The organism is Natronocalculus amylovorans (genome assembly GCF_023638035.1).
GTDB classification, from domain to species: domain Archaea; phylum Halobacteriota; class Halobacteria; order Halobacteriales; family Haloferacaceae; genus Natronocalculus; species Natronocalculus amylovorans.
In genome coordinates, this window is the sequence record NZ_JAKRVX010000003.1 from 68,068 (window position 1) to 86,378 (window position 18,311).

Annotated in this window: 23 protein-coding genes; 12 read left to right on the top strand and 11 right to left on the bottom strand. The window is 52.7% G+C overall.

Annotated elements, in window-relative coordinates; translation table 11 throughout:
* Positions 1-85 precede the first annotated feature (85 nt).
* Both AArcSt2_RS08400 and AArcSt2_RS08405 read left to right on the top strand, forming a co-directional pair.
* The gene (locus tag AArcSt2_RS08400) at positions 86-994 is read left to right on the top strand and encodes an RsmB/NOP family class I SAM-dependent RNA methyltransferase (RefSeq protein WP_250583892.1); all 909 of its coding nucleotides are present in this window, start codon (positions 86-88) and stop codon (positions 992-994) included.
* Positions 991-1,545 (top strand): DUF7122 family protein, encoded by a 555-nt coding sequence (locus tag AArcSt2_RS08405; RefSeq protein ID WP_250583894.1) that lies wholly within the window; start codon positions 991-993, stop codon positions 1,543-1,545. The genes AArcSt2_RS08400 and AArcSt2_RS08405 overlap by 4 nt, the downstream gene beginning before the upstream one ends.
* Before the next feature lies 1 nt (position 1,546).
* On the opposite strand, the gene AArcSt2_RS08410 is transcribed toward AArcSt2_RS08405, so the two are convergent.
* A complete protein-coding gene (locus AArcSt2_RS08410) occupies positions 1,547-1,756 on the bottom strand; it encodes a hypothetical protein (RefSeq protein ID WP_174653886.1) in 210 nt (69 codons plus the stop codon).
* A 57-nt stretch (positions 1,757-1,813) separates the two neighbouring features.
* Entirely contained in the window at positions 1,814-3,325 is a 1,512-nt protein-coding gene (locus tag AArcSt2_RS08415; protein WP_250583896.1) for a DUF790 family protein, read from the bottom strand.
* Positions 3,326-3,435: 110 nt separating this feature from the next.
* Between AArcSt2_RS08415 and AArcSt2_RS08420 the strand changes: the two genes are divergently transcribed.
* A complete protein-coding gene (locus tag AArcSt2_RS08420) occupies positions 3,436-3,855 on the top strand; it encodes a hypothetical protein (RefSeq protein WP_250583898.1) in 420 nt (139 codons plus the stop codon).
* An 8-nt stretch (positions 3,856-3,863) separates the two neighbouring features.
* On the opposite strand, the gene AArcSt2_RS08425 is transcribed toward AArcSt2_RS08420, so the two are convergent.
* On the bottom strand, positions 3,864-5,216 hold the full coding sequence (locus AArcSt2_RS08425; protein WP_250583900.1) for a DEAD/DEAH box helicase family protein: 1,353 nt from the start codon (positions 5,214-5,216) through the stop codon (positions 3,864-3,866).
* Between the two features lie 51 nt (positions 5,217-5,267).
* Between AArcSt2_RS08425 and AArcSt2_RS08430 the strand changes: the two genes are divergently transcribed.
* Together AArcSt2_RS08430 and AArcSt2_RS08435 are read left to right on the top strand one after the other, a co-directional pair.
* Positions 5,268-6,206, top strand: coding sequence for an alpha/beta hydrolase (locus tag AArcSt2_RS08430; protein WP_250583902.1), 939 nt, complete (start codon positions 5,268-5,270; stop codon positions 6,204-6,206).
* A 111-nt stretch (positions 6,207-6,317) separates the two neighbouring features.
* Complete coding sequence (locus AArcSt2_RS08435) at positions 6,318-6,659, top strand: hypothetical protein (protein ID WP_174653881.1); 342 nt, start codon at positions 6,318-6,320, stop codon at positions 6,657-6,659.
* An 11-nt stretch (positions 6,660-6,670) separates the two neighbouring features.
* Here AArcSt2_RS08435 and AArcSt2_RS08440 read toward each other — a convergent pair whose 3' ends face one another.
* The 4 genes from AArcSt2_RS08440 to mvaD form a co-directional block, all read right to left on the bottom strand.
* Positions 6,671-7,813, bottom strand: a complete 1,143-nt coding sequence (locus AArcSt2_RS08440) for an NAD(P)/FAD-dependent oxidoreductase (protein ID WP_250583904.1) — start codon at positions 7,811-7,813, stop codon at positions 6,671-6,673.
* A gap of 36 nt (positions 7,814-7,849) precedes the next feature.
* Positions 7,850-8,335, bottom strand: a complete 486-nt coding sequence (locus AArcSt2_RS08445; RefSeq protein WP_250583906.1) for a toxin-antitoxin system TumE family protein — start codon at positions 8,333-8,335, stop codon at positions 7,850-7,852.
* 5 nt (positions 8,336-8,340) lie between these two features.
* The gene (locus tag AArcSt2_RS08450) at positions 8,341-8,886 is read right to left on the bottom strand and encodes a DUF7342 family protein (RefSeq protein WP_250583908.1); all 546 of its coding nucleotides are present in this window, start codon (positions 8,884-8,886) and stop codon (positions 8,341-8,343) included.
* 191 nt (positions 8,887-9,077) lie between these two features.
* Positions 9,078-10,049: a phosphomevalonate decarboxylase MvaD gene (mvaD, locus tag AArcSt2_RS08455; RefSeq protein WP_174654622.1), complete on the bottom strand. Its 972-nt coding sequence runs from the start codon at positions 10,047-10,049 to the stop codon at positions 9,078-9,080.
* A gap of 124 nt (positions 10,050-10,173) precedes the next feature.
* Between mvaD and AArcSt2_RS08460 the strand changes: the two genes are divergently transcribed.
* Positions 10,174-10,500, top strand: a complete 327-nt coding sequence (locus AArcSt2_RS08460; protein WP_250583910.1) for a 2Fe-2S iron-sulfur cluster-binding protein — start codon at positions 10,174-10,176, stop codon at positions 10,498-10,500.
* A 3-nt stretch (positions 10,501-10,503) separates the two neighbouring features.
* Here AArcSt2_RS08460 and AArcSt2_RS08465 read toward each other — a convergent pair whose 3' ends face one another.
* Both AArcSt2_RS08465 and AArcSt2_RS08470 read right to left on the bottom strand, forming a co-directional pair.
* Positions 10,504-10,968, bottom strand: coding sequence for a hypothetical protein (locus tag AArcSt2_RS08465; RefSeq protein ID WP_174653877.1), 465 nt, complete (start codon positions 10,966-10,968; stop codon positions 10,504-10,506).
* A gap of 155 nt (positions 10,969-11,123) precedes the next feature.
* Positions 11,124-11,438, bottom strand: a complete 315-nt coding sequence (locus AArcSt2_RS08470) for an ASCH domain-containing protein (protein WP_174653876.1) — start codon at positions 11,436-11,438, stop codon at positions 11,124-11,126.
* A 167-nt stretch (positions 11,439-11,605) separates the two neighbouring features.
* On the opposite strand from AArcSt2_RS08470, the gene pyrB reads away from it, so the two are divergent.
* From pyrB to AArcSt2_RS08490, 4 genes are all read left to right on the top strand, one after another.
* Entirely contained in the window at positions 11,606-12,523 is a 918-nt protein-coding gene (gene pyrB, locus AArcSt2_RS08475) for an aspartate carbamoyltransferase (RefSeq protein WP_174654621.1), read from the top strand.
* On the top strand, positions 12,520-12,981 hold the full coding sequence (gene pyrI, locus AArcSt2_RS08480) for an aspartate carbamoyltransferase regulatory subunit (RefSeq protein ID WP_174653875.1): 462 nt from the start codon (positions 12,520-12,522) through the stop codon (positions 12,979-12,981). The genes pyrB and pyrI overlap by 4 nt, the downstream gene beginning before the upstream one ends.
* Positions 12,982-13,211: 230 nt before the next feature.
* The gene (locus AArcSt2_RS08485) at positions 13,212-14,072 is read left to right on the top strand and encodes a hypothetical protein (protein WP_174653874.1); all 861 of its coding nucleotides are present in this window, start codon (positions 13,212-13,214) and stop codon (positions 14,070-14,072) included.
* A 194-nt stretch (positions 14,073-14,266) separates the two neighbouring features.
* A complete protein-coding gene (locus AArcSt2_RS08490) occupies positions 14,267-15,607 on the top strand; it encodes an RNase J family beta-CASP ribonuclease (protein WP_174653873.1) in 1,341 nt (446 codons plus the stop codon).
* Between the two features lie 215 nt (positions 15,608-15,822).
* Here AArcSt2_RS08490 and AArcSt2_RS08495 read toward each other — a convergent pair whose 3' ends face one another.
* The gene (locus AArcSt2_RS08495; protein ID WP_250583912.1) at positions 15,823-16,017 is read right to left on the bottom strand and encodes a DUF5786 family protein; all 195 of its coding nucleotides are present in this window, start codon (positions 16,015-16,017) and stop codon (positions 15,823-15,825) included.
* Positions 16,018-16,137: 120 nt separating this feature from the next.
* Between AArcSt2_RS08495 and dacZ the strand changes: the two genes are divergently transcribed.
* Both dacZ and AArcSt2_RS08505 read left to right on the top strand, forming a co-directional pair.
* Entirely contained in the window at positions 16,138-16,944 is an 807-nt protein-coding gene (gene dacZ, locus AArcSt2_RS08500; protein WP_174653871.1) for a diadenylate cyclase DacZ, read from the top strand.
* Between the two features lie 4 nt (positions 16,945-16,948).
* Positions 16,949-17,755 carry a mechanosensitive ion channel family protein gene (locus AArcSt2_RS08505; protein ID WP_174653870.1) on the top strand — a complete coding sequence of 269 codons (807 nt, stop codon included), beginning with the start codon at positions 16,949-16,951 and terminating at the stop codon, positions 17,753-17,755.
* Here AArcSt2_RS08505 and AArcSt2_RS08510 read toward each other — a convergent pair whose 3' ends face one another.
* A complete protein-coding gene (locus tag AArcSt2_RS08510; protein ID WP_174653869.1) occupies positions 17,756-18,289 on the bottom strand; it encodes an acyltransferase in 534 nt (177 codons plus the stop codon).
* Positions 18,290-18,311 lie beyond the last annotated feature (22 nt).

Consider the following 18,311-nt stretch of genomic DNA (forward strand, 5'->3'; position numbering starts at 1 on the left):
ACCTAATTATTCAGGGTAAATACGATCCACTGTGGCTGTTGGTGTAACCCGAAACGGACAAACGATCGGGCCCGAAACGTCCTGTATGAATCCCTTAGAGCGGTATGCACCGCTCGTTGATGACCGCGATGCGTTTTTTGCGGCCTGCGAGCGGCCACTACCATCTGTTGTTCGGGTGAATCCAATCAAGGCACCACGATCACGTGTGTGTGACGCGTTCGACGAAGAAGGCGTTGGATATGAACCGGTTACGTGGAATGACTCACTCCTCCGTCTTGATGAACGCGGCCCAGGGACAACGTGGCCGTACTATCACGGGTGGATTCACGGGCAGGAAGAAGTCTCTGCATTTCCAGCCACCGTTCTCGACCCACAACCTGGCGAGCGTGTCTGGGACGCCTGTGCAGCACCAGGGAGCAAAACGACACAGCTGTCCGCACTCATGGACGACACTGGCATCGTTGTCGGAAACGACAACAATCTGGGTCGACTCTCAGCACTCCGACATAATGCAGAACGTCTCGGCGTTACCAACCTCGTAGTTACACACCAAGATGGGCGGAGCTTCTCGCTCAAGCCGTTCGATTTCGACGAGTTCGATCGCGCGCTTGTCGACGCACCATGTTCGTGTGAGGGCACCTGTCGAAAGAATCCAACTGCGCTGGAGGGCTGGACACTGAACCACGTTCATGGCGTTGCAGGCGTTCAGAAAGGGATTCTCTCACGGGCGATTCAGGCAACGAAACCGGGTGGAACGGTTGTCTACTCGACCTGTACGTTCGCCCCTGAAGAGAACGAGGCTGTCATCGACTACGTACTGGAAAATGAGGACTGCAAAGTCGTCCCGTTCGAGACACCATTGGAGACCGCTCCTGGTGTGACTGAGTGGGAAGACGAGACGTTTGACCCTGCAGTGACTGACACACATCGTGTCTACCCGCATTTCAACGATACTGGCGGGTTCTACTGCGCAAAGTTGGAGGTGACAGCATGACTGACGAGCGCCGTGTTCCAGAGGATGAGTCGCTTGAAGATAACATCGGACAGCAGTTCGATCGGCTTCCAGCGACACCCGATGATCGAACCGTCTCAGGCCGAGCGTCCAGAAAAGAGATCGTTGATTGGTGGGTCGAACAGTACGATGTTGATCCGAAGATCTTTGACCCGTTCACCTTCTGGGAGAAGGGTGCTGGAAAAATTTGGATCTTCGGGGACGATACGAGTAGTCCGATCGAAGTCGAGGGGCTTGGGATGACAGTCATGCGAACGCGACAGCGCCACTGGAAACCAACAATGAGTGCAGTCCAGCGCTTTGCCCAGCACGCAAACAAAAACGTCATTGAGCTTTCGGGCGAGGAAGCCGTGCGATTCGCTCAAGGAGAAAATATCCAGTATGAAGCGTGGGATGGTGACTGGGGGTACCTGATTGTTGCGCACGAACTCGCAGGGTCGCTTGCACCGATCGGTGTAGGGCTCTATCTGTATGGTGAGCTGCGATCGACGGTCCCGAAAGGCCGACGAGAGTCACTCGACACGTTAGAGTAGCCTACGCCCCACGCTGTTTTACATAACGGCGAAGCAGCAGTTCAAGAACAATCACCAGCGGAGACCATCGGTATGCTAACAACAGCACTCCAAGCAAGAGGAGACCTAGCCGACGATTGCCACGGTAGAACGTTCGAGCGATCTGCACCGCTGCAAATCCCAACGAGAGCCGTCGTGACCACACCGCACCGAGAACCCGTTTGAGTACCATGCTCAATCTCCGATACTGGCGGCAAAAAGGGTATCCTCTATTCGGATGTTTGATTAGTCACTCTGGAAGTGATTTTACGGTCCCACCGCTCAATCCGTCCCACTTGACACGGTACCCAATCGTAGAGAGGAGTGCACTCGTTTCTGTAATCTCGTACTTGCCTGCGATCGACTCCACATCCGCGTATGTCATCCCATCTGAAACTTCATCGCCGATCGTTTCAAGCACTGTGGGAGACACAAGTTGCTGTCCAAGCTGTACATGAGCGGGAAATGATCGGTTTTCGATCGCTTTCACGCTCACGCCGTACGCTGTGGCAACTGCTTCGAGCGATGTTACCTGTGCAGATGGCTCAATAGCCGCTGGGAGCGTTTCGGCAGCTGCAGCGAGGAGCTGTGTTTCGTACGATCGAAGCACGTCAACAACAGCCTTCACGCGGACGGTGTTCGTGTACGGAATAATGTGACTCTCTGTCTGTTTTAGCATCTCACCGACGCCTAGGCTCTCATCAACAGCAACAATCAGCTCAACATCCTCTACGTCCCGTATTTGGGTGAGTTTCTTTTCGATATACTCCGGTGTCCAAAAGCCCATCACTTCAAAGTACACACGAAAGTCGCTGTGGGCATAATCAAACGCAAAATCCGGGATCATTACACGATGGCCGGTTTCCAGTGGCTCAGGCTCACGTTGTAGCTCCCAATCCGATTCAAGCGCAGTGAATCTGGCTGCAAAATCCGCTTCGATCGCACTATCGTAGGTTGGCTCCGCAATTGGCTCACTTTCAGGGACTGTGATATCCCCGTTGTGAAGCGTGAGTGTTCGCTCGCTGCCTCGATCGTCGATCGTTGCCACAAGCTCCCATGTGAGCGCAGACTGCGCAACTGTTCGAAGCAGCCTTGCAAATGCGGTCCCATAGCGCCGCGTCCGCCGGAAGAGTGCATCAGGGCCGGTAATGACGACGACACGTCCGTCTTCAGTCCGTTCAATCTCATAGAGCAACCGAAGCCGACCGAGTGCGGAAATAAGCGCTTTTGGGTCATCACTTCGGATTCGGACTTCGGTAGCATCGAACAACGCAGTCTGTGCAAGCGAGAGGTTATACTGCGCACAAAGCCCGTCAGCATCCCATCGCGGCTCAAACGCAGTGAGAATCTGATTTTTCGATCGATCGGCATACAGTCCTTCCGCCACCGTGTCCGATGTTGTTCCGAGCCGTTTGGCAGCTTGTTTGAGAACGTCATCACGCTCGGCCGAAGATGCGACGCCATCTGCGGACTCTGCAGCCGCAAAGACGACCCGACGGATCCGATCGGGCGGGATCTCCGAAACGGTTGCAACCGTTGTTTCACGCTCACAGAGTGCACGAAGCCCACGTACAAGTTTGAAATCCGTCTCTTCGCGCTCCAACTGTTCGATCGCGGCATCTAGCTCATGCTGTGGCGTTCCAACATGCGAGCGAAACGTTTCGAGAATCGACGCTGCCAGTTGAGCGTTGGCTGGACCAATGAACTGTGGTTGGTAGCGTCCGCCCCTTCGAGAGACTCTGAGCAGGTCTTTCCGCAGCACACCATAGCTACACGCGAGAGTTGTATAAGCCCGACGGGATCGCACTGGCAACTGTGTGACTGAAGACAACAAGAACAAGACTCATCAGCAAGTACGTACTCGCGTCTGATATGAAGCGGAAGCGACGGTCCCTCATCGCAGCGGTTGCGATCGGGCTTGCAGGGTGTTTAGATAATCCGCAAGCCGAGTCTGGGCCTCGAAATCCACCGTCTGGCCCGGATGGGTCCGTTGGTGAGCGGCAAACACCACCGGACGAGGACGTTGATGGGCCGCTTGTCGTCGTTTCCTACAACTTTGACGTCGCCGATGATGACACGCTGTTGGTTCCTGCAACCGTCGCAAACCGATCGGACACCGATCGGACTGGTCGAGTGATCTGTACTGTCCGTGCACAGGAGGATACATTTGAACAGGAGGAAACGGTGGAACTCGCTGCTGGCGCTGAAGAGAATCTTGAATTCGCGTTTGATATTTTGTTTGAGGAGTTTGCGATCGATGGCACTGTCCGCGTTGACATTGAAGAAGTCTAGCTATCTCGTCAGCGACGACGATCGGCAACCCGTTCTTCCGCCGTTTCATTGCTAACGAGCTCATACAGCACCGCTTTTGAGCCATCCTGTTTCGGCCGGAGAATTCGACCAAGCCGCTGTGTAAACTCACGCTCGCTCCCGCTTCCAGAGATCACAACCGCAACGTTTGCGTCCGGAACATCAACACCCTCATCAAGCACATTTGCAGCAATCACGCGGCTGTAGGTCCCATCCCGGAATTTTGAAAGAATTCCCCGGCGTTCCGTTGTTCCTGTTTCGCTCGTAATTGCGGGGAGTAGGAATCGTTCGGAAAGTCTGTAAACCAGTTCTGTGTGTGCCGTAAAGACAATCACTCGGTCCTCTCGGTGCCGATCGAGAATTCGACTCAGTTCGATCGCCTTCTCTTCTGCGTTCATCATAATCTCGCGGGCACGCTGTTTCGCAAGCAGTGCTTCACGTGCCCGTGGATCATTCCCCGATCGCTTCACCAGTTGGAGATAATCACTACCGCTGGTAAACTGAATTCCTGCGCTGCGAACGTAGTCCAAAAACGTTTGTTGGGCATCCTCGTAGTTCGCCCGTTCTTGTGGTGTCAGTTCGACTTCGATGCGGCGAATGTCGTACGCTGCGAGGTGTTCGCCTGCAAGCGAATCTACATCGATCGAATACACCTGTGCCCCGATCAGCTCTCGAATCTCTTCGTGTGCACCATCAGGCCGTTCAAACGTTGCTGTCAGCCCAAGCCTCGCAGGCGCAGCACAGAGCCGTCCAATGTCTTGGTATCCTTGCCCACCGAGATGGTGTACCTCATCACAGACAAGCAGACCAAACTTGTTCCCAATCTCTGCAATGCGAAGATACGCCGAATCATACGTGGAGACTGTTATTTCGCCAAGTCGTTGTTCACCCCCGCCGAGCCGACCAATTTCGACCATATCGCCAAACTCCCTCGTGAGCTCTGTCTCCCACTGTTCGAGCAGATCGATCGTTGGGACTACAATGAGTGTTGGAACACCAAGTGCTGCGATTGCACTAATTGCGATCACGGTTTTCCCGCTTCCCGTTGGCAACTCGATTACACCGCGTTGTGAGCGATCGGACCACGCAGCAAGGGCATCTTCTTGGTACGGCCGAAGCTTGTAGGCGGTCGTCAGTTGGAGCGTCTGATCGACATGGATCGCGTCATCAACCGGGATGTCTAACTGTGCAAGGATTGCTCGAATCGCTGCATATCGGTATGCGGGTGCACTCTGTATGCCAGTCCGTGGATCGGTCTCAACACCCGGTAGTGGTGGTCTCTGATCGGGGCTCTCCGCATCGATCTGAATCATACCATCCGCAAATCGCAGCGATACTGTCACACTGATCTGTTGTATAGCCGCTGTTATATGATCTCCGGGAGAGCCTCATGTATGAGTATACCGATCGATCCACAGCTACAGACCGTCATCGACGAGATTGCTTCCAGAGGGATTCCAAGATGGCATGCTCTGAGTGTTTCTGCGGGTCGAAAGATCGAGGATACGACATTTGGAACCGACGATGAACCATCGCTTCCTGTCGGCGCTGTTCAAGATATTGGTATTGACGGGCCAAACGGAGAGATTCCGATTCGAATGTATCGCCCGGCGGGAGACGGACCGTTTCCGACGATCGTCTACTATCACGGCGGTGGCTGGACGCTTGGAACGTTGGACTCGGTTGAGACCATTTGCCGACGACTGACGCGCCAGGCTGGATGCGTGGTTCTCTCGGTCGATTATCGACTCGCCCCTGAACACCCATTTCCGGAGCCGCTTGATGATGCCGTCGCCGCGTTAGACTGGGCCAGTACGCACGCGGATGTATTCTTTGGGGACCCCGATCGGCTTGCGGTGGCGGGCACAAGTGCAGGTGGGAATCTTGCAGCTGCAGTTGCGTTGCACGCTCGTGAGTTTGACGGCCCCAAAATTGAGACACAACTGCTGTTGTATCCTGCAACCGGATCTGATTTCTCAACAGAGTCGTACACAAACAATACGGAGGGACCACTGCTCACACGCGATGATATGATCTGGTTTTTTGAACAGTATTGTCGCACGCCTGTCGATCAATATAATCCATTTGTCGCACCGCTTCTGACACCGAATCTGTCCGATCTCCCACCTGCAACGATCGTCACCGCAGGCCATGATCCACTGCGAGATGAGGGACGACAGTATGCCGATCGGCTCTCGGATGCAGGTGTGGATGTTTCGCTATTTGATTATCCGTCGATGACACACGGATTTTTGAGCCTCGTCTCGGATGTCGATCGGGCAGCGGACGCGTTTGAAGAGATTGTTGCCGATCTGCAGATGCGGCTGGTTTGAGCAAGACTCTCCGGTTGGCGTTGCGTCTGTTATCGGGTCCATACGTTTGGTGTTTCGAAGGTTGCAACCCAAACCACCGCATTCTTCCGATTGGCAGATAACATAGAATACATGAGTATACTTGGATCACTTGTCGCATTTATCGTTGGGCTGCTCGTTGGTGGACTCGCAATATACATCGGTGCCCGTGTTGTCGTTGATGTGAATGACTACAGCCACGCTGTATTCACCGCGCTCATTGGGGCGTTGGTGTGGGCGATCGCAGCCTTCACCGTAGGATGGATTCCGCTTATCGGCTGGATCTTCCCACTTCTTGCGTGGATCTGGGTGATTAACTGGCGATACCCCGGCGGGTGGAAAGACGCTGCCCTCCTTGGATTTATTGCATGGATCGCTGCCCTTCTCGTCCTGATTGTGTTGCCGTTCGGTGCAATTGGCGTCCCGGGCGTCTAACGCGTACCGTATCAGGCGTGTAGCTCTTCTTCAACCAGATCAACTGCTTGTTTAATCGCCCGTACCGAACTGAGATACCCCGCCCCAACAGTCGCTTTCATGGCTTTGGCTGGCTTGCCGGTGAGCACTTTTGGTCCTACCTGTGCCACCGCGCCGTCTCCAACTGAGACAATCCACCCCGGAACCTCGAACCGATATGGTTTCATCCGCGGCTCAAATCCGCCTTCCTCTGAGCGTTCGTGTTCAACAAGTGCTGTGAGGTTCTCACCAACAACTTTCGCTTCCCTAATCGCCGCAGACGCGCTCGCAGGAACGGGCTTACCATCTGCATCGACAGCCCGCGCTGCATCACCAAGTACGAATGTCGCTCGGTTCACTCGGAGATCGTTTCGAACCAGTGGTCGATCGCCTGCGAGCGACTGCTGCCCGGCAATCCCACCGGTCCAGACAAACACATCGTAGTCGATCGCACCGCTGTCGGTCTGGATTGCCGTCTCTGTTGCTCGCTCGACCGTGATGCCGGTCCGAATACGAATGTCACGATCGACGAGTTGGTCATGGACGGCTTGTTGGAATGCCTCCGGAAACGATGGTGCGACCGTCTCCATCATTTCAAGCAACACAACCTCAATTCGATCGGCTGCGTCTTCCGCATCGACGAGTGCTGCAATCTCACCGGCAACTTGAATGCCCGAGAGGCCGGCACCGCCAACAACAACCGTCCCATCCTCTTCTGCCGCGAGAAGATCGAGTACCTGTGATCGGATTTGGTCGGCATCCTCCAGCCGCTTCAGTGGAATCGAGTGTTCCTTGAGACCGTCTAAGCCGTAGTAAGCAGTGTCGGCTCCGAGACAGATTGCACCATAATCATACTCGACTGTCTCACCTGTGTCTAGCCTCGCCTGTTTTGAATCCGGATCAATCGACTCGATATGTGCTGTTGTGACGGTTGCCCGATCGAACAGCGAATCGAGCGGGAGTTGAATTGCCTCGGCGATCGATGGGCGTCTGATTGCACGATGGACCTCGTGTTGAACGAGGTGATTTGGTGACTCATCGATCAGTGTGAGCGAAACATCTCTGGGGAGTGATCGTTCAAGACTCCGTGTCAGCGTCACACCGGCGTACCCTGCACCGAACACAACAACGTGCATACCTACAGTACGGACTGGAGCATCTTGAGGCTGCGGTCAAATCTCCACGAGGTAGTCAGAACCGTACTCGTATTGGAATTCGTATTCTGACGGGTAAACCCAATCTGTTCCAGACCAGATCTCATTAATCCGTGTCTCAATAGTCTGAAGAACTAATCGGAGCACGTCATTCGGGTCAGTTGGATAGTTCGCATCAACTGCACGCTCTTCTTGCGGTTGTGGTGGTATGTGGTAGTGATCATCTGTGTTGTGTGAATTTGGGTGCCGGTCCCACCGACACGACCAGCGCTCATCGTCCCACTCCTCATAATACTGCATATTGAACTCCCCATTCAGCCGAAGGCGAACATCGAGAGTCGCAGTTTCTACGATATTTGGATAGTAATTCGGTTGGAGAGTGGAGACAACACGGTCTTCTTTTCCAGACGGAAAATACTGAACTGTTTTGATTACTGAAAGCTCCGCGAGGTGGCGACCGAGAAGTCGCATTCGTTCTTCATTGAGGTCATCCGTGCGCCCCATTTAATTCAAGGAAACGATGAGACGGGAGCTCCGCTGTGATTTGATTCGATGCGGAATTTAGCTTCTCTGAGCTCTCGGAGCCGACGAGTGACGGCTCGCCATTCGCTCAGTCTGTCGTACGCCTTGTTAGAATCATCATTTCTTATTTCAGAACGGATGACTGCCTCAGGTGAAGATTCGGTAAAGTAACTCGAGAGCTCCTCCTCGCGGGCGTGGTACTCATCAATTGCGTTCTCAACTGCGTCTGGCGTTTCAAGCTCCCGAACTAGTTCCGTTATCCGTCGAAATTCAAAGTACGCCTCATTACGGACGAAGAGTGCAGGATTGTGTGCGACTTTTTCGAGAACTCCGACATCAACGAACCACTCAAGATGGGGACGAGCGCCTTCTTTGGTGCAGTCAGCACGTTCGGCGACATCCGAAACAGCGGTTGGTGACGTGAGCGTCGTCACCGCTTCATAGACACGATCCTTGACTGTCCGGCTTTTGATGACTTTGTCCCACTCACCGGTTAGATCCATGTCTGGTGGGGCCGGTGTATCTTCACTCATTGTTCTCAAATATCGGTTGCGCGTATATTAATTTGTGGGTGCTAAAATATATTTGTGATGCTGTCAGTTGAAACCGTTCATCGTTGGAATTCTCGGAGAGTTACAGACTTGTCCTGTCATACCATGAGACGAATAGCTTCCTGAAGTTGCAACTGTTTCATCTTACTGAGAATGTATTCCCGGAGTTTTTCTTAAAACAGCGCTTCGGACTCGTCCAGCACGTGTGCTGGCCCACCAACTTCCCACACGTCGGTTTCGATACCGATCGCCGCAATTCGTGACTCAACCTCTTCTACGTGCGCTTCTGTTGTGTTCACGTACACACTTGCGCCGGTATCTGTGGAGAAGTACACCTCAACGCCCTCCTCACGAAGTTCGCGAACGGCGTTGAAGACAGCGATCGTCTCCGGCTGCCAGTACACCCACCCGGCAGGCCCAGTCATCGTTGCGGCAGTGAGCGACAACGAATCATGCTCTGCGAGTTTGAACACATCAGTAAAGTCAGCACGATAGAGTGCATCCCGCATATCCGCAATCTGGGTTGGAATGTGTGCCATCCGTGCTTGGAACATATGGCTCTCTGCAGCCTCTTTGTGTGCGGCTTCAGTCTCTTTGTACGCAGGCACATGTGCTGCAACAATTTTGAGATCGTCTTCAAGCTCCGAATCAATCCGGTAGGATCGACAGTCCTCATCATTCATTCCGGCGTATAGATGCGAGAACGCACCGGTCACTGCACGAGCTGCGGATGAAGAACCACGTCGAGCAACTGTAGACACTTCCGGGAGCGACATCTCCAGTCCCGCTGCCTCAACGAGCGCGAGTGCTGCGGCCGCAAACCCAGATGATGATGATCCAAATCCAATGTTCGACGGGAACGAATTTTCGCTCTCAAACCGAACTGCATAATCAAACCCTGCAAGCTCTCGAACGTGATCGGTGACCATCTCGATTCGCTCTGCTGCGCGCCCGTCAACGACCTCGCCATCAATTTTAAATAGATCTTCCTCGCCATCTGGAAGCCACTCGATCGTCGTTGTCGTGTTTGTTGGTGCAGTGCAGACGCTGATTGAATCGTGATACGGCAGCCGTCGTTCCGGGTCACGCATCCCGTGGTACTTTACAAGCCCTTGAATTGGGTGTGCGCGTGCGGTCGCCTTCATACTCATTGTGCGATGTGGGGACTGCCTGCGGGTTAGTCGTTCCGAATCGTTGTGAAATTTCGTCCTCAATATAAGGACAAAACCGACAACAAGACCTTTGAGGGTGTTCGTCAAATCCTGCGGTATGACAGAATACACCGTTGAGTTTGTCGGGACGGGCGAAACGATCACAATGTCCGACAAACAGACAATCCTCAAAGCGTGTATTGAAGAGGGCATCGCACAGGAGTACTCTTGCCGCGTCGGCATGTGTTTAGCTTGTACCGCAGAGATTATGGAAGGAGAAGTCACACAGCCGGCTGCCCGTGGGTTTACCGAACAAGAACGGGAGAGATATGCGTTGACTTGTATGGCTCGTCCACAGTCCGATCTGAAACTCAAACGTGGTGTCTATCCACCGAGCATTGAGAACAACACGGCCACACAGACACCGGAAGCGGCAGACGACTAGCCATTAGTGATACTGCGCGTTCGGTGTTGATTCGACAGTAACAACGACCATTTCGTCACCAGTCGGTCGATAGGCTTCCGGATCAACCTCTTTACCGTCAACAGTGACGGTTACGGTTGTCCAGATGCTGTTTGGATATGCGGTGTCTAACTGCTTGATGTCAGCATTAACGTCGACACCAACAGTTTTCAACGCTGTCGTCAATTTGAGCTGTTCTGACTCATCCAACTCGATTGTCTCCTTCGGATATAGCTGTGTAACCGCACCATCGACCTCTTCAATTTGGACTGTTGCCTCTGTCGGCTCTGCATCAGTTGCACCCAAGTCAGTGTTCACGACACTTTGTCCCGATACTGTTGGGTCGTCGGCAAGATACTGCCCACCGATTCCAATACCACCGATCACAACCGCTGCAACGAGTGTCGTCGCTATGACTGCTGTGACTCCGATCTTACTACCCGTATTCATTGCTGTTCAGTTGCGCACATGAACGCCATCAAAAAACGCGTATCGGCGGCTTACTCACATCCGTATCTCACGTTCACCTGAATAATCTGAGCTTACTCACGGATTGTTTCCAGATTGCAGTATCTCTCTGTTTGATGGATACCACTGCGATCGAATTAACGCCGAACAAACCGGTGGGAAACAACGTCCGCATCGTCGTCCCATGTGAAGTGTCCGCCATGCGCTTTCACCATACGCTCTTTGTAGGCTGCGAGAGACGGGGATCCTTCTGCGTTCGCATCTTCATCCGTAAACGATCCGAGTGTTCGCTCAACCAACTCGTCAACTTCGAACGTCTCTCCGTCAATGCTAAACGTATCTCCTTCGTCTGCGTAGGCTTTGCCTCTCGTTATTTGTGTCATCTCTCCTGACTTTACTGCGTCTTTCACACGATCGTTTGGAAGGAGTGTCTCTGGATCGATCTCAGCCATAGCGTAGATACGCGCTTGACAATCAAATACTACTGGTATGATTCTCGTTAGCATACAAATTCTTCGAAATCCGTAATCGGTGTTTTACGGGTGTGCATAGGCGTGTATCACCGATACGACGCCGAGACCCGAGGGATTCAAGAGTCTGTACGAACCCTTCTTTGATGATGCGACAGGACCACCTCATCACAGCAACCCAACTTTCGCGAGCCGACATCGAGACTGTGCTCGATCAGGCCGCAGAGATTGCAGCCGACCCACAAGCATGGGCTGAGTCTCACTTTGGATCGGTGCTTGCGCTCTGTTTTTTTGAGCCGAGCACACGGACGAAGATGAGTTTTGATACAGCAATGAAACGGCTTGGGGGAACGACAACCGACATGGGTACGGTTGAGTCCTCATCAGTCAAAAAAGGAGAGAGCCTCGCGGACACTGTGCGCGTGATCGAAGGCTATGCTGACGCGATCGTCCTTCGGCACCCAAGCGAAGGATCCGCGCAGATGGCGAGCGAATTTGTTGATGTACCAGTAATCAATGCTGGTGACGGTGCTGGACAGCATCCGAGCCAGACGTTGTTGGACCTCTACACAATCCGTGAAAACGCCGGTCTTGATGATCTTTCGATCGGCATCATGGGCGATCTCAAATATGGCCGAACGGTCCACTCGCTTGCAGATGCGCTCACCAACTTTGATATCCGCCAGCATTTTATTAGCCCAGAGAGCCTTCGACTTCCACGCAATGTCCGATATGACTTACACGAAGCAGGCGCGCAAGTGAGAGAACATACCGAACTCGACGGAGTTCTTCCGGAGTTGGATGTACTGTATGTCACCCGGATTCAGCGTGAACGGTTCCCGGATGAATCGGAGTATCGAAAGATTGCTGGTGAGTATCAAATCGATGCTGACCTCCTTTCGGAAGCAAAAGAGAACCTTACCGTGATGCATCCGCTTCCTCGCGTTGACGAGATTGCACCAGACGTCGACAAAACAACGCACGCAAAATATTTCGAGCAAGCACACAACGGACTCCCTGTTCGGATGGCGCTTCTTGACTCGCTTCTCGGTGGTGATGACAAATGAGCGATCGAAAACTCCGTGTCTCAAAGATTCGAAATGGAACCGTTATTGATCACGTCTCCGGCGGGCAAGCGCTCAACGTACTTTCGATCTTGGGCATTGACGGCTCCGAGGAGTTGGGCGTCTCGATCGTCATGAACGTTCCAAGCGCACAGCTCGGCAAAAAAGATGTTGTAAAGGTCGAAGATAGAGAGCTAAGCCAATCAGAGGTTGACGTACTCTCATTGATCGCACCTGAAGCGACGATCAATATCATTCGCGATTATGATGTCACCCGAAAGACTCGTGTTGAACAGCCAGAGACGGTGACTGGTATCCTCTCATGCCCAAATCCAGGCTGTATCACAAACGGCAATGAGCCGGTTGAAACGAGCTTTTCGATCGTTGCTGATGGCGTCCGCTGTTCGTACTGTGGGACAATTATTCGCGACTCGCTTGCGGATCATATCGACGCTGAGTAGGCCCCTACCACTGCATTGAACCGAAGAGTTTTGACGGTCCCCTTCATTTGTCTGTGTATGTCCACAAAAGCAAAACTCGTCCTCGTCCTGTCAGTAATCGTCCTTGCGTACGTCCTCTTCTCCGGCGACACTGAGCCGGTTGAAGTCGATCTGGAAGAGTAACATTATTTTGGCTGTCAGGTACGTATTTCTAACGAATCACTTACACTGAGCGACAGCAAAGTATCACTATGTACGGTGTCGTGACTCGAAATAAGCCCGAGGTTGACTGGCCCGAGTTTGATCTCGCATTCTTTGAGGTTAAAGATGTGACTGGCAGGCCAGCAGAACCGATCGACAACGCAGTGAACATGGTTTCTTGCTTTGGTGACAACGCAGCTGCAACTGATAATCCCGACCTTGTTCCGATTGACGAGGAGGGAACCCCTGCGACCCGTGATCAGACCTATTTTGACTGGGCGTATATTTGCCCGACGCACGAAAAATATCGCGCGGGGTTGCTCGAAATCATTAGCGACTGCGCTGCGGTACACGGTGATGTCCGGCTTGATGATGTTGGCTTTCCACGGGAGGGATACTGTCACTGCGATCGGTGTGAACGCCAGTTCGCTGACAGTCAATTTGAAGACTGGAGCAAGTGGCGAGCAGCAGTAATCACCGATTTTGTTGCAGATGCTGCCGAACGGATCCCCGGACGAACATATCTCACGCTCTACCCGGATCCATACCCAGGCCATCTCTTTGAGCGCGCAGGACTCGACATTGAAGCTCTCGCAGAACACGTGGATGAGTTTGTTGTTCCGCTGTACGATCTGGACTATGGAACGACGTACTGGCTGGAAACGATCGCTCGCGGGTTCCGATCCGCGCTTGGTGGTGCGTACGATCTTGATGGTGCGGAGCCAGAAACGCCGTTTTCGATCGAACTGTATGCCGTTGACGTCGACATTGATAACCTCATCCATGCAACGGAGGTCGCAGAGGTATACTGCAAAGACGTCCTATACGGGTACGATGCCAGCCAGGCTGCGGCGACAATCCGTCGGAAGGGTGCAGACAGCCGTGATGGAAAAACGTACCATCCGGAGTAACCGTCCGTGAGTCACTGGCTATTTATGTCTCCGATTCAGTTGGTACAATAACCGGCGCGTGGTCGCCTTCCATCGACGACACAAATATTTCGAACACATTTTTACACGAATGGGCTTTGCGGCCCATTTGTCGAATACAGTCTCGGAGTGCGACTCGATGTTTGTGCGAACCGCTTTGTTGGACTATATTAGCTATGGAAATTGAAATTGCAACCGTTGGCGGCTATGAAGAAGTCGGCCGACAGATGACCGCAGTCCGCGCAGGTGACGATGTCGTCATCTTCGATATGGGACTGAACCTTTCGCAAGTACTGATTCACGACGACGTTGAGACGGAGAACATGCACAGTCTCGATCTGATCGACATGGGTGCTATCCCGGACGATCGGGTGATGAGCGAACTTGATGGGGAAGTCAAAGCAATCGTCCCAACCCACGGGCACCTGGATCACATCGGTGCGATTCCAAAGCTCGCACATCGGTACGATGCGCCAATTATCGGTACCCCGTTTACCATCGAACTCGTGCGTGACCAGATCGCTGACGAAGGGAAGTTCGACGTTCAAAATGAGCTTGTCGTAATGGACGCAGGCGAGACGATGGATATCGGCCCCGAGTGTGAGCTGGAGTTCGTCAACGTCACACACTCGATTATTGACGCGATTAACCCGGTATTACACACTCCAGAGGGTGCAATCATCTACGGCCTTGATAAGCGGATGGATCACACACCTGTTATCGGTGACCCGATCGACATGGACCGATTCCGTGAGATCGGCCGTGAGGGTGTTCTCTGTTATATCGAGGACTGCACGAATGCAAATAAAAAAGGACGAAATCCGTCTGAAGCTGTTGCGCGAGAGAAACTCCGCGACGTCATGTACTCGATGGAAGATTATGACGGTGGAATTGTGGCAACGACTTTCGCAAGCCACGTTGCGCGTGTCAAATCACTTATTGAGTTCTCTCGCGATATCGGTCGAAAGCCAGTGCTGCTTGGTCGATCGCTTGAAGGCTACAGCTCAAGCGCCGCCAGAGTGGATGCACCAATCCCAACCGATATTGAGATGCACGGCTACCGCCGATCGATAAACAGTGCCCTGAGTCGGATTATGGAAGAGGGCAAAGAGAACTACTTCCCAATTGTGACTGGGCACCAAGGCGAGCACCGAGCGCTTTTGACACGAATCGGCCGCGGTGAAACACCATTCGAACTCGACGATGGTGACAAAGTGCTGTTCTCTGCAGGAGTGATTCCAGAGCCGACAAACGAGGGTAACCGATATCGATCGGAGACACTATTGAAAATGCAGGGCGCACGGATCTACGATGAGATTCACGTCTCTGGGCACTTGTGTCAAGAAGGGCATTACCAGATGCTTGAAGCACTCCAGCCAGAACAGATCATTCCTGCCCATCAGAACCTGAAAGGTTTGTCCGGATATATTGAGACTGCTGGCTCATTCGGGTATGAGCTCGGTCGAGATATTCATACGACTCGAAACGGAAACATCATTTCGATCGTCGACGAGTAACTTCGGGTTCACTCTTTTTTGCGAGAGTCTGCCGATCACAGTGTTGACAGTGCTTCCAGCGTTGCGTCTTATTCGCAGATCGTGTTCTGAGAATGAGAGTCGAACCCAGGAGGGTACCGACCAACCACCAACAGTGGTTGGTCAACTTCCGAACAGATAGAAAATTCGTAGAACAGAAGGGAGGACGTGTTCCGCGGTTACTGACGGCGAGGCACTTACTCTTCGCTCTCTTTTTTACTGTCTTTGATCTCTTGGAGCTGTCCAAGCAGATCATCTGTCGATGCCCCCGATTCAACAGTCATCTGTCCATCGTGATCGTTTTCGTGCACGTTTACGGCTGCGTCCTCATCTGCATCCGTGTTCACGTCTTGTCGCTGCTGTTCGGATTCATCGTAGCTGCCAAAACCCATGCAACTGAATCAGTAATTCCGGCCTAAAGTTCCGGCGATTGTCTCTGAAACATTCACGGTGTCCGACATGCGCATGACATCCCCGCAAACACTTTGGTATCGCTCAGATAATACAGAGTAATGTCGTCGCTATCAGCTGTGCTGTCGGAGTTTGCGTCAGATGTTGACGCGGTGTTTTTGTTCTCTCCGAGTCGTGGGTTCTACGAATCGTTCGAAGAGATTGAGAATCTCGTGGTTGTCGCTCCCGAAAATGCTGTTGATGCGCCTGAGTTCGTTGAACTCCCGCTTGAGTTTGACAACGTTCGTGACCGAATTCGATTTGGTATTGAGGGTGCAATGGGTTCCGAAATTGTTGACGAGGGAGATACAGCAGCGTGTATTGCTTCCGTCTTCGATGATGACAGTGACTCATTAATTCGGGTTCGAGTCGAAGAATCGATGCGATCGGGAATCTACGATCTCTTTACAAACTCTCGAGCAGACCCAAGCGTCATTCGGGATGTGTTTGAGGTTGCGATCGAACTCGGAAAGAAGGGACAGAAAGGAAAGCCGGTTGGAGCGCTCTTTGTCGTTGGTGACGCCGGTAAAGTAATGAACAAATCACGGCCACTGAGCTACAATCCATTCGAAAAGAGCCACGTTCATGTGGGTGATCCGATCGTGAACGTCATGTTAAAAGAGTTTTCTCGACTTGATGGCGCGTTTGTCATCTCCGACTCAGGGAAGCTCGTCTCTGCATATCGCTATCTTGAACCGGGTGCAGAGGGCGTCGATATTCCGAAAGGGCTCGGAACGCGACACATGGCTGGTGGAGCAATAACAAGAGATACGAATGCGACTGCGATCGTGCTCTCCGAATCGGATGGGCTTATTCGGGCATTTAAAGGTGGAAAGCTGATTCTGGAGATCGATCCGGAGGAGTATTAATACCATGCGCTCTACGATTGGCATCCACGCACAAGTTGATGCGCAAACGCTTGTCGAAGTAATCCCACCGCGTGCTTGGCTTGCAATCTTTGTCGTTGCGGTTGGGTTCATTCTGAGCTACATCGTAGCCGTGATTAACCGTCGAATCCTCATTCGCGCAGGTGTCCCTGACACGATCGAGGGGACTGCATTCGAGCGAACCGCGCGAAACTTTGGCACCTCAACAGTCACAATTATTGCAAAACTCAGCGGCTACTTTATTCTGTTACTCTCAATTCTGGTTGCGCTCACAATTGCCGAACTTGAGTACGCGGATCTCTTTTGGAGCGGTGTTGCCGTCTTTCTCCCGCAACTTTTTGTCGCAGTTGTAATTTTGCTGATTGGGGTTGTCCTCGCTGACAAAGCGGAACTGATTGTTGCTGAGCGACTTCGCGGTGTCAAACTTCCAGAAATCGGGCTCATTCCAGCGGTTGTAAAGTACAGCGTCCTTTTTGTTGCGGTCCTTATTGCACTTGGTCAGGTAGGCGTTGCAACGCTTGCACTCATTATTCTGCTCGGTGCATACGCATTTGCACTTGTCGTGTTCACCGCACTGGCAACGCACGATCTGCTTGCCTCGGGTGCTGCTGGTGTATATCTCCTCTTGAACCAACCGTACGGGATCGGCGACGAGGTGCGGGTTGATGGACAACGAGGCATCGTTCAGGAGGTTGATCTCTTCGTTACACGCATCGAAACAGATGAGGAAGAACACATTATCCCAAACCGGAATGTATTCAAAAATGGGATCGTTCGTATCCGAAACTACTGATTATTCATCTTCCGTCTTCTCACGCGATAGCGGCGTTGCTGGAACACCTGCAACAGTGGTCTCCGGCGGTACATCTTCAGTGACGAGCGAGTTTGCAGCGACTTGTGCACCGTCCCCGATCGTGACACCAGGAAGCACGATCGCCCCGGCACCGACCATCGCTCGCTCACCAACGTGAACATCTCCAAGCCGGTACTCGTCCTGCAGAAACTCATGGCAAAGGAGGGTCACATCATAGCCAATGATTGCGTGATCCGCAACGGTGACTCGTTCCGGCCAAAAGACATCCGGTGTGGATTCAAGCCCCCATGCAACGCCAGTTCCAACTGTCACGCCGATGCGTCTGAGGAGCCAATTTTTTGCATGCAAGCTCGGAGAGATTCTTGCAAGTACGATTACAATATAGTTGAGCATGACACGAAGCGGCGACTTTGCGTTTGGCCACGACCAAAGCGAGTTTCGCACACCAGGTGTCTGTATTCGATCGAGCCGATCGTGTCGTCGAGTCGGAGAGGCCGCTGAATCGTCAGTCACACTCTCTTCTTTCGACTCAATG

Bases quoted from the DNA above. Each gene is read 5' to 3' on its own strand.
- AArcSt2_RS08400 (WP_250583892.1), top strand. From the start codon at position 86: ATGAATCCCTTAGAGCGGTATGCACCGCTCGTTGATGACCGCGATGCG.
- AArcSt2_RS08405 (WP_250583894.1), top strand. From the start codon at position 991: ATGACTGACGAGCGCCGTGTTCCAGAGGATGAGTCGCTTGAAGATAAC.
- AArcSt2_RS08410 (WP_174653886.1), bottom strand. From the start codon at position 1,756: ATGGTACTCAAACGGGTTCTCGGTGCGGTGTGGTCACGACGGCTCTCG.
- AArcSt2_RS08420 (WP_250583898.1), top strand. From the start codon at position 3,436: ATGAAGCGGAAGCGACGGTCCCTCATCGCAGCGGTTGCGATCGGGCTT.
- AArcSt2_RS08430 (WP_250583902.1), top strand. From the start codon at position 5,268: ATGAGTATACCGATCGATCCACAGCTACAGACCGTCATCGACGAGATT.
- AArcSt2_RS08435 (WP_174653881.1), top strand. From the start codon at position 6,318: ATGAGTATACTTGGATCACTTGTCGCATTTATCGTTGGGCTGCTCGTT.
- AArcSt2_RS08440 (WP_250583904.1), bottom strand. From the start codon at position 7,813: ATGCACGTTGTTGTGTTCGGTGCAGGGTACGCCGGTGTGACGCTGACA.
- AArcSt2_RS08445 (WP_250583906.1), bottom strand. From the start codon at position 8,335: ATGGGGCGCACGGATGACCTCAATGAAGAACGAATGCGACTTCTCGGT.
- AArcSt2_RS08450 (WP_250583908.1), bottom strand. From the start codon at position 8,886: ATGAGTGAAGATACACCGGCCCCACCAGACATGGATCTAACCGGTGAG.
- mvaD (WP_174654622.1), bottom strand. From the start codon at position 10,049: ATGAAGGCGACCGCACGCGCACACCCAATTCAAGGGCTTGTAAAGTAC.
- AArcSt2_RS08460 (WP_250583910.1), top strand. From the start codon at position 10,174: ATGACAGAATACACCGTTGAGTTTGTCGGGACGGGCGAAACGATCACA.
- AArcSt2_RS08465 (WP_174653877.1), bottom strand. From the start codon at position 10,968: ATGAATACGGGTAGTAAGATCGGAGTCACAGCAGTCATAGCGACGACA.
- AArcSt2_RS08470 (WP_174653876.1), bottom strand. From the start codon at position 11,438: ATGGCTGAGATCGATCCAGAGACACTCCTTCCAAACGATCGTGTGAAA.
- pyrB (WP_174654621.1), top strand. From the start codon at position 11,606: ATGCGACAGGACCACCTCATCACAGCAACCCAACTTTCGCGAGCCGAC.
- pyrI (WP_174653875.1), top strand. From the start codon at position 12,520: ATGAGCGATCGAAAACTCCGTGTCTCAAAGATTCGAAATGGAACCGTT.
- AArcSt2_RS08485 (WP_174653874.1), top strand. From the start codon at position 13,212: ATGTACGGTGTCGTGACTCGAAATAAGCCCGAGGTTGACTGGCCCGAG.
- AArcSt2_RS08490 (WP_174653873.1), top strand. From the start codon at position 14,267: ATGGAAATTGAAATTGCAACCGTTGGCGGCTATGAAGAAGTCGGCCGA.
- AArcSt2_RS08495 (WP_250583912.1), bottom strand. From the start codon at position 16,017: ATGGGTTTTGGCAGCTACGATGAATCCGAACAGCAGCGACAAGACGTG.
- dacZ (WP_174653871.1), top strand. From the start codon at position 16,138: ATGTCGTCGCTATCAGCTGTGCTGTCGGAGTTTGCGTCAGATGTTGAC.
- AArcSt2_RS08505 (WP_174653870.1), top strand. From the start codon at position 16,949: ATGCGCTCTACGATTGGCATCCACGCACAAGTTGATGCGCAAACGCTT.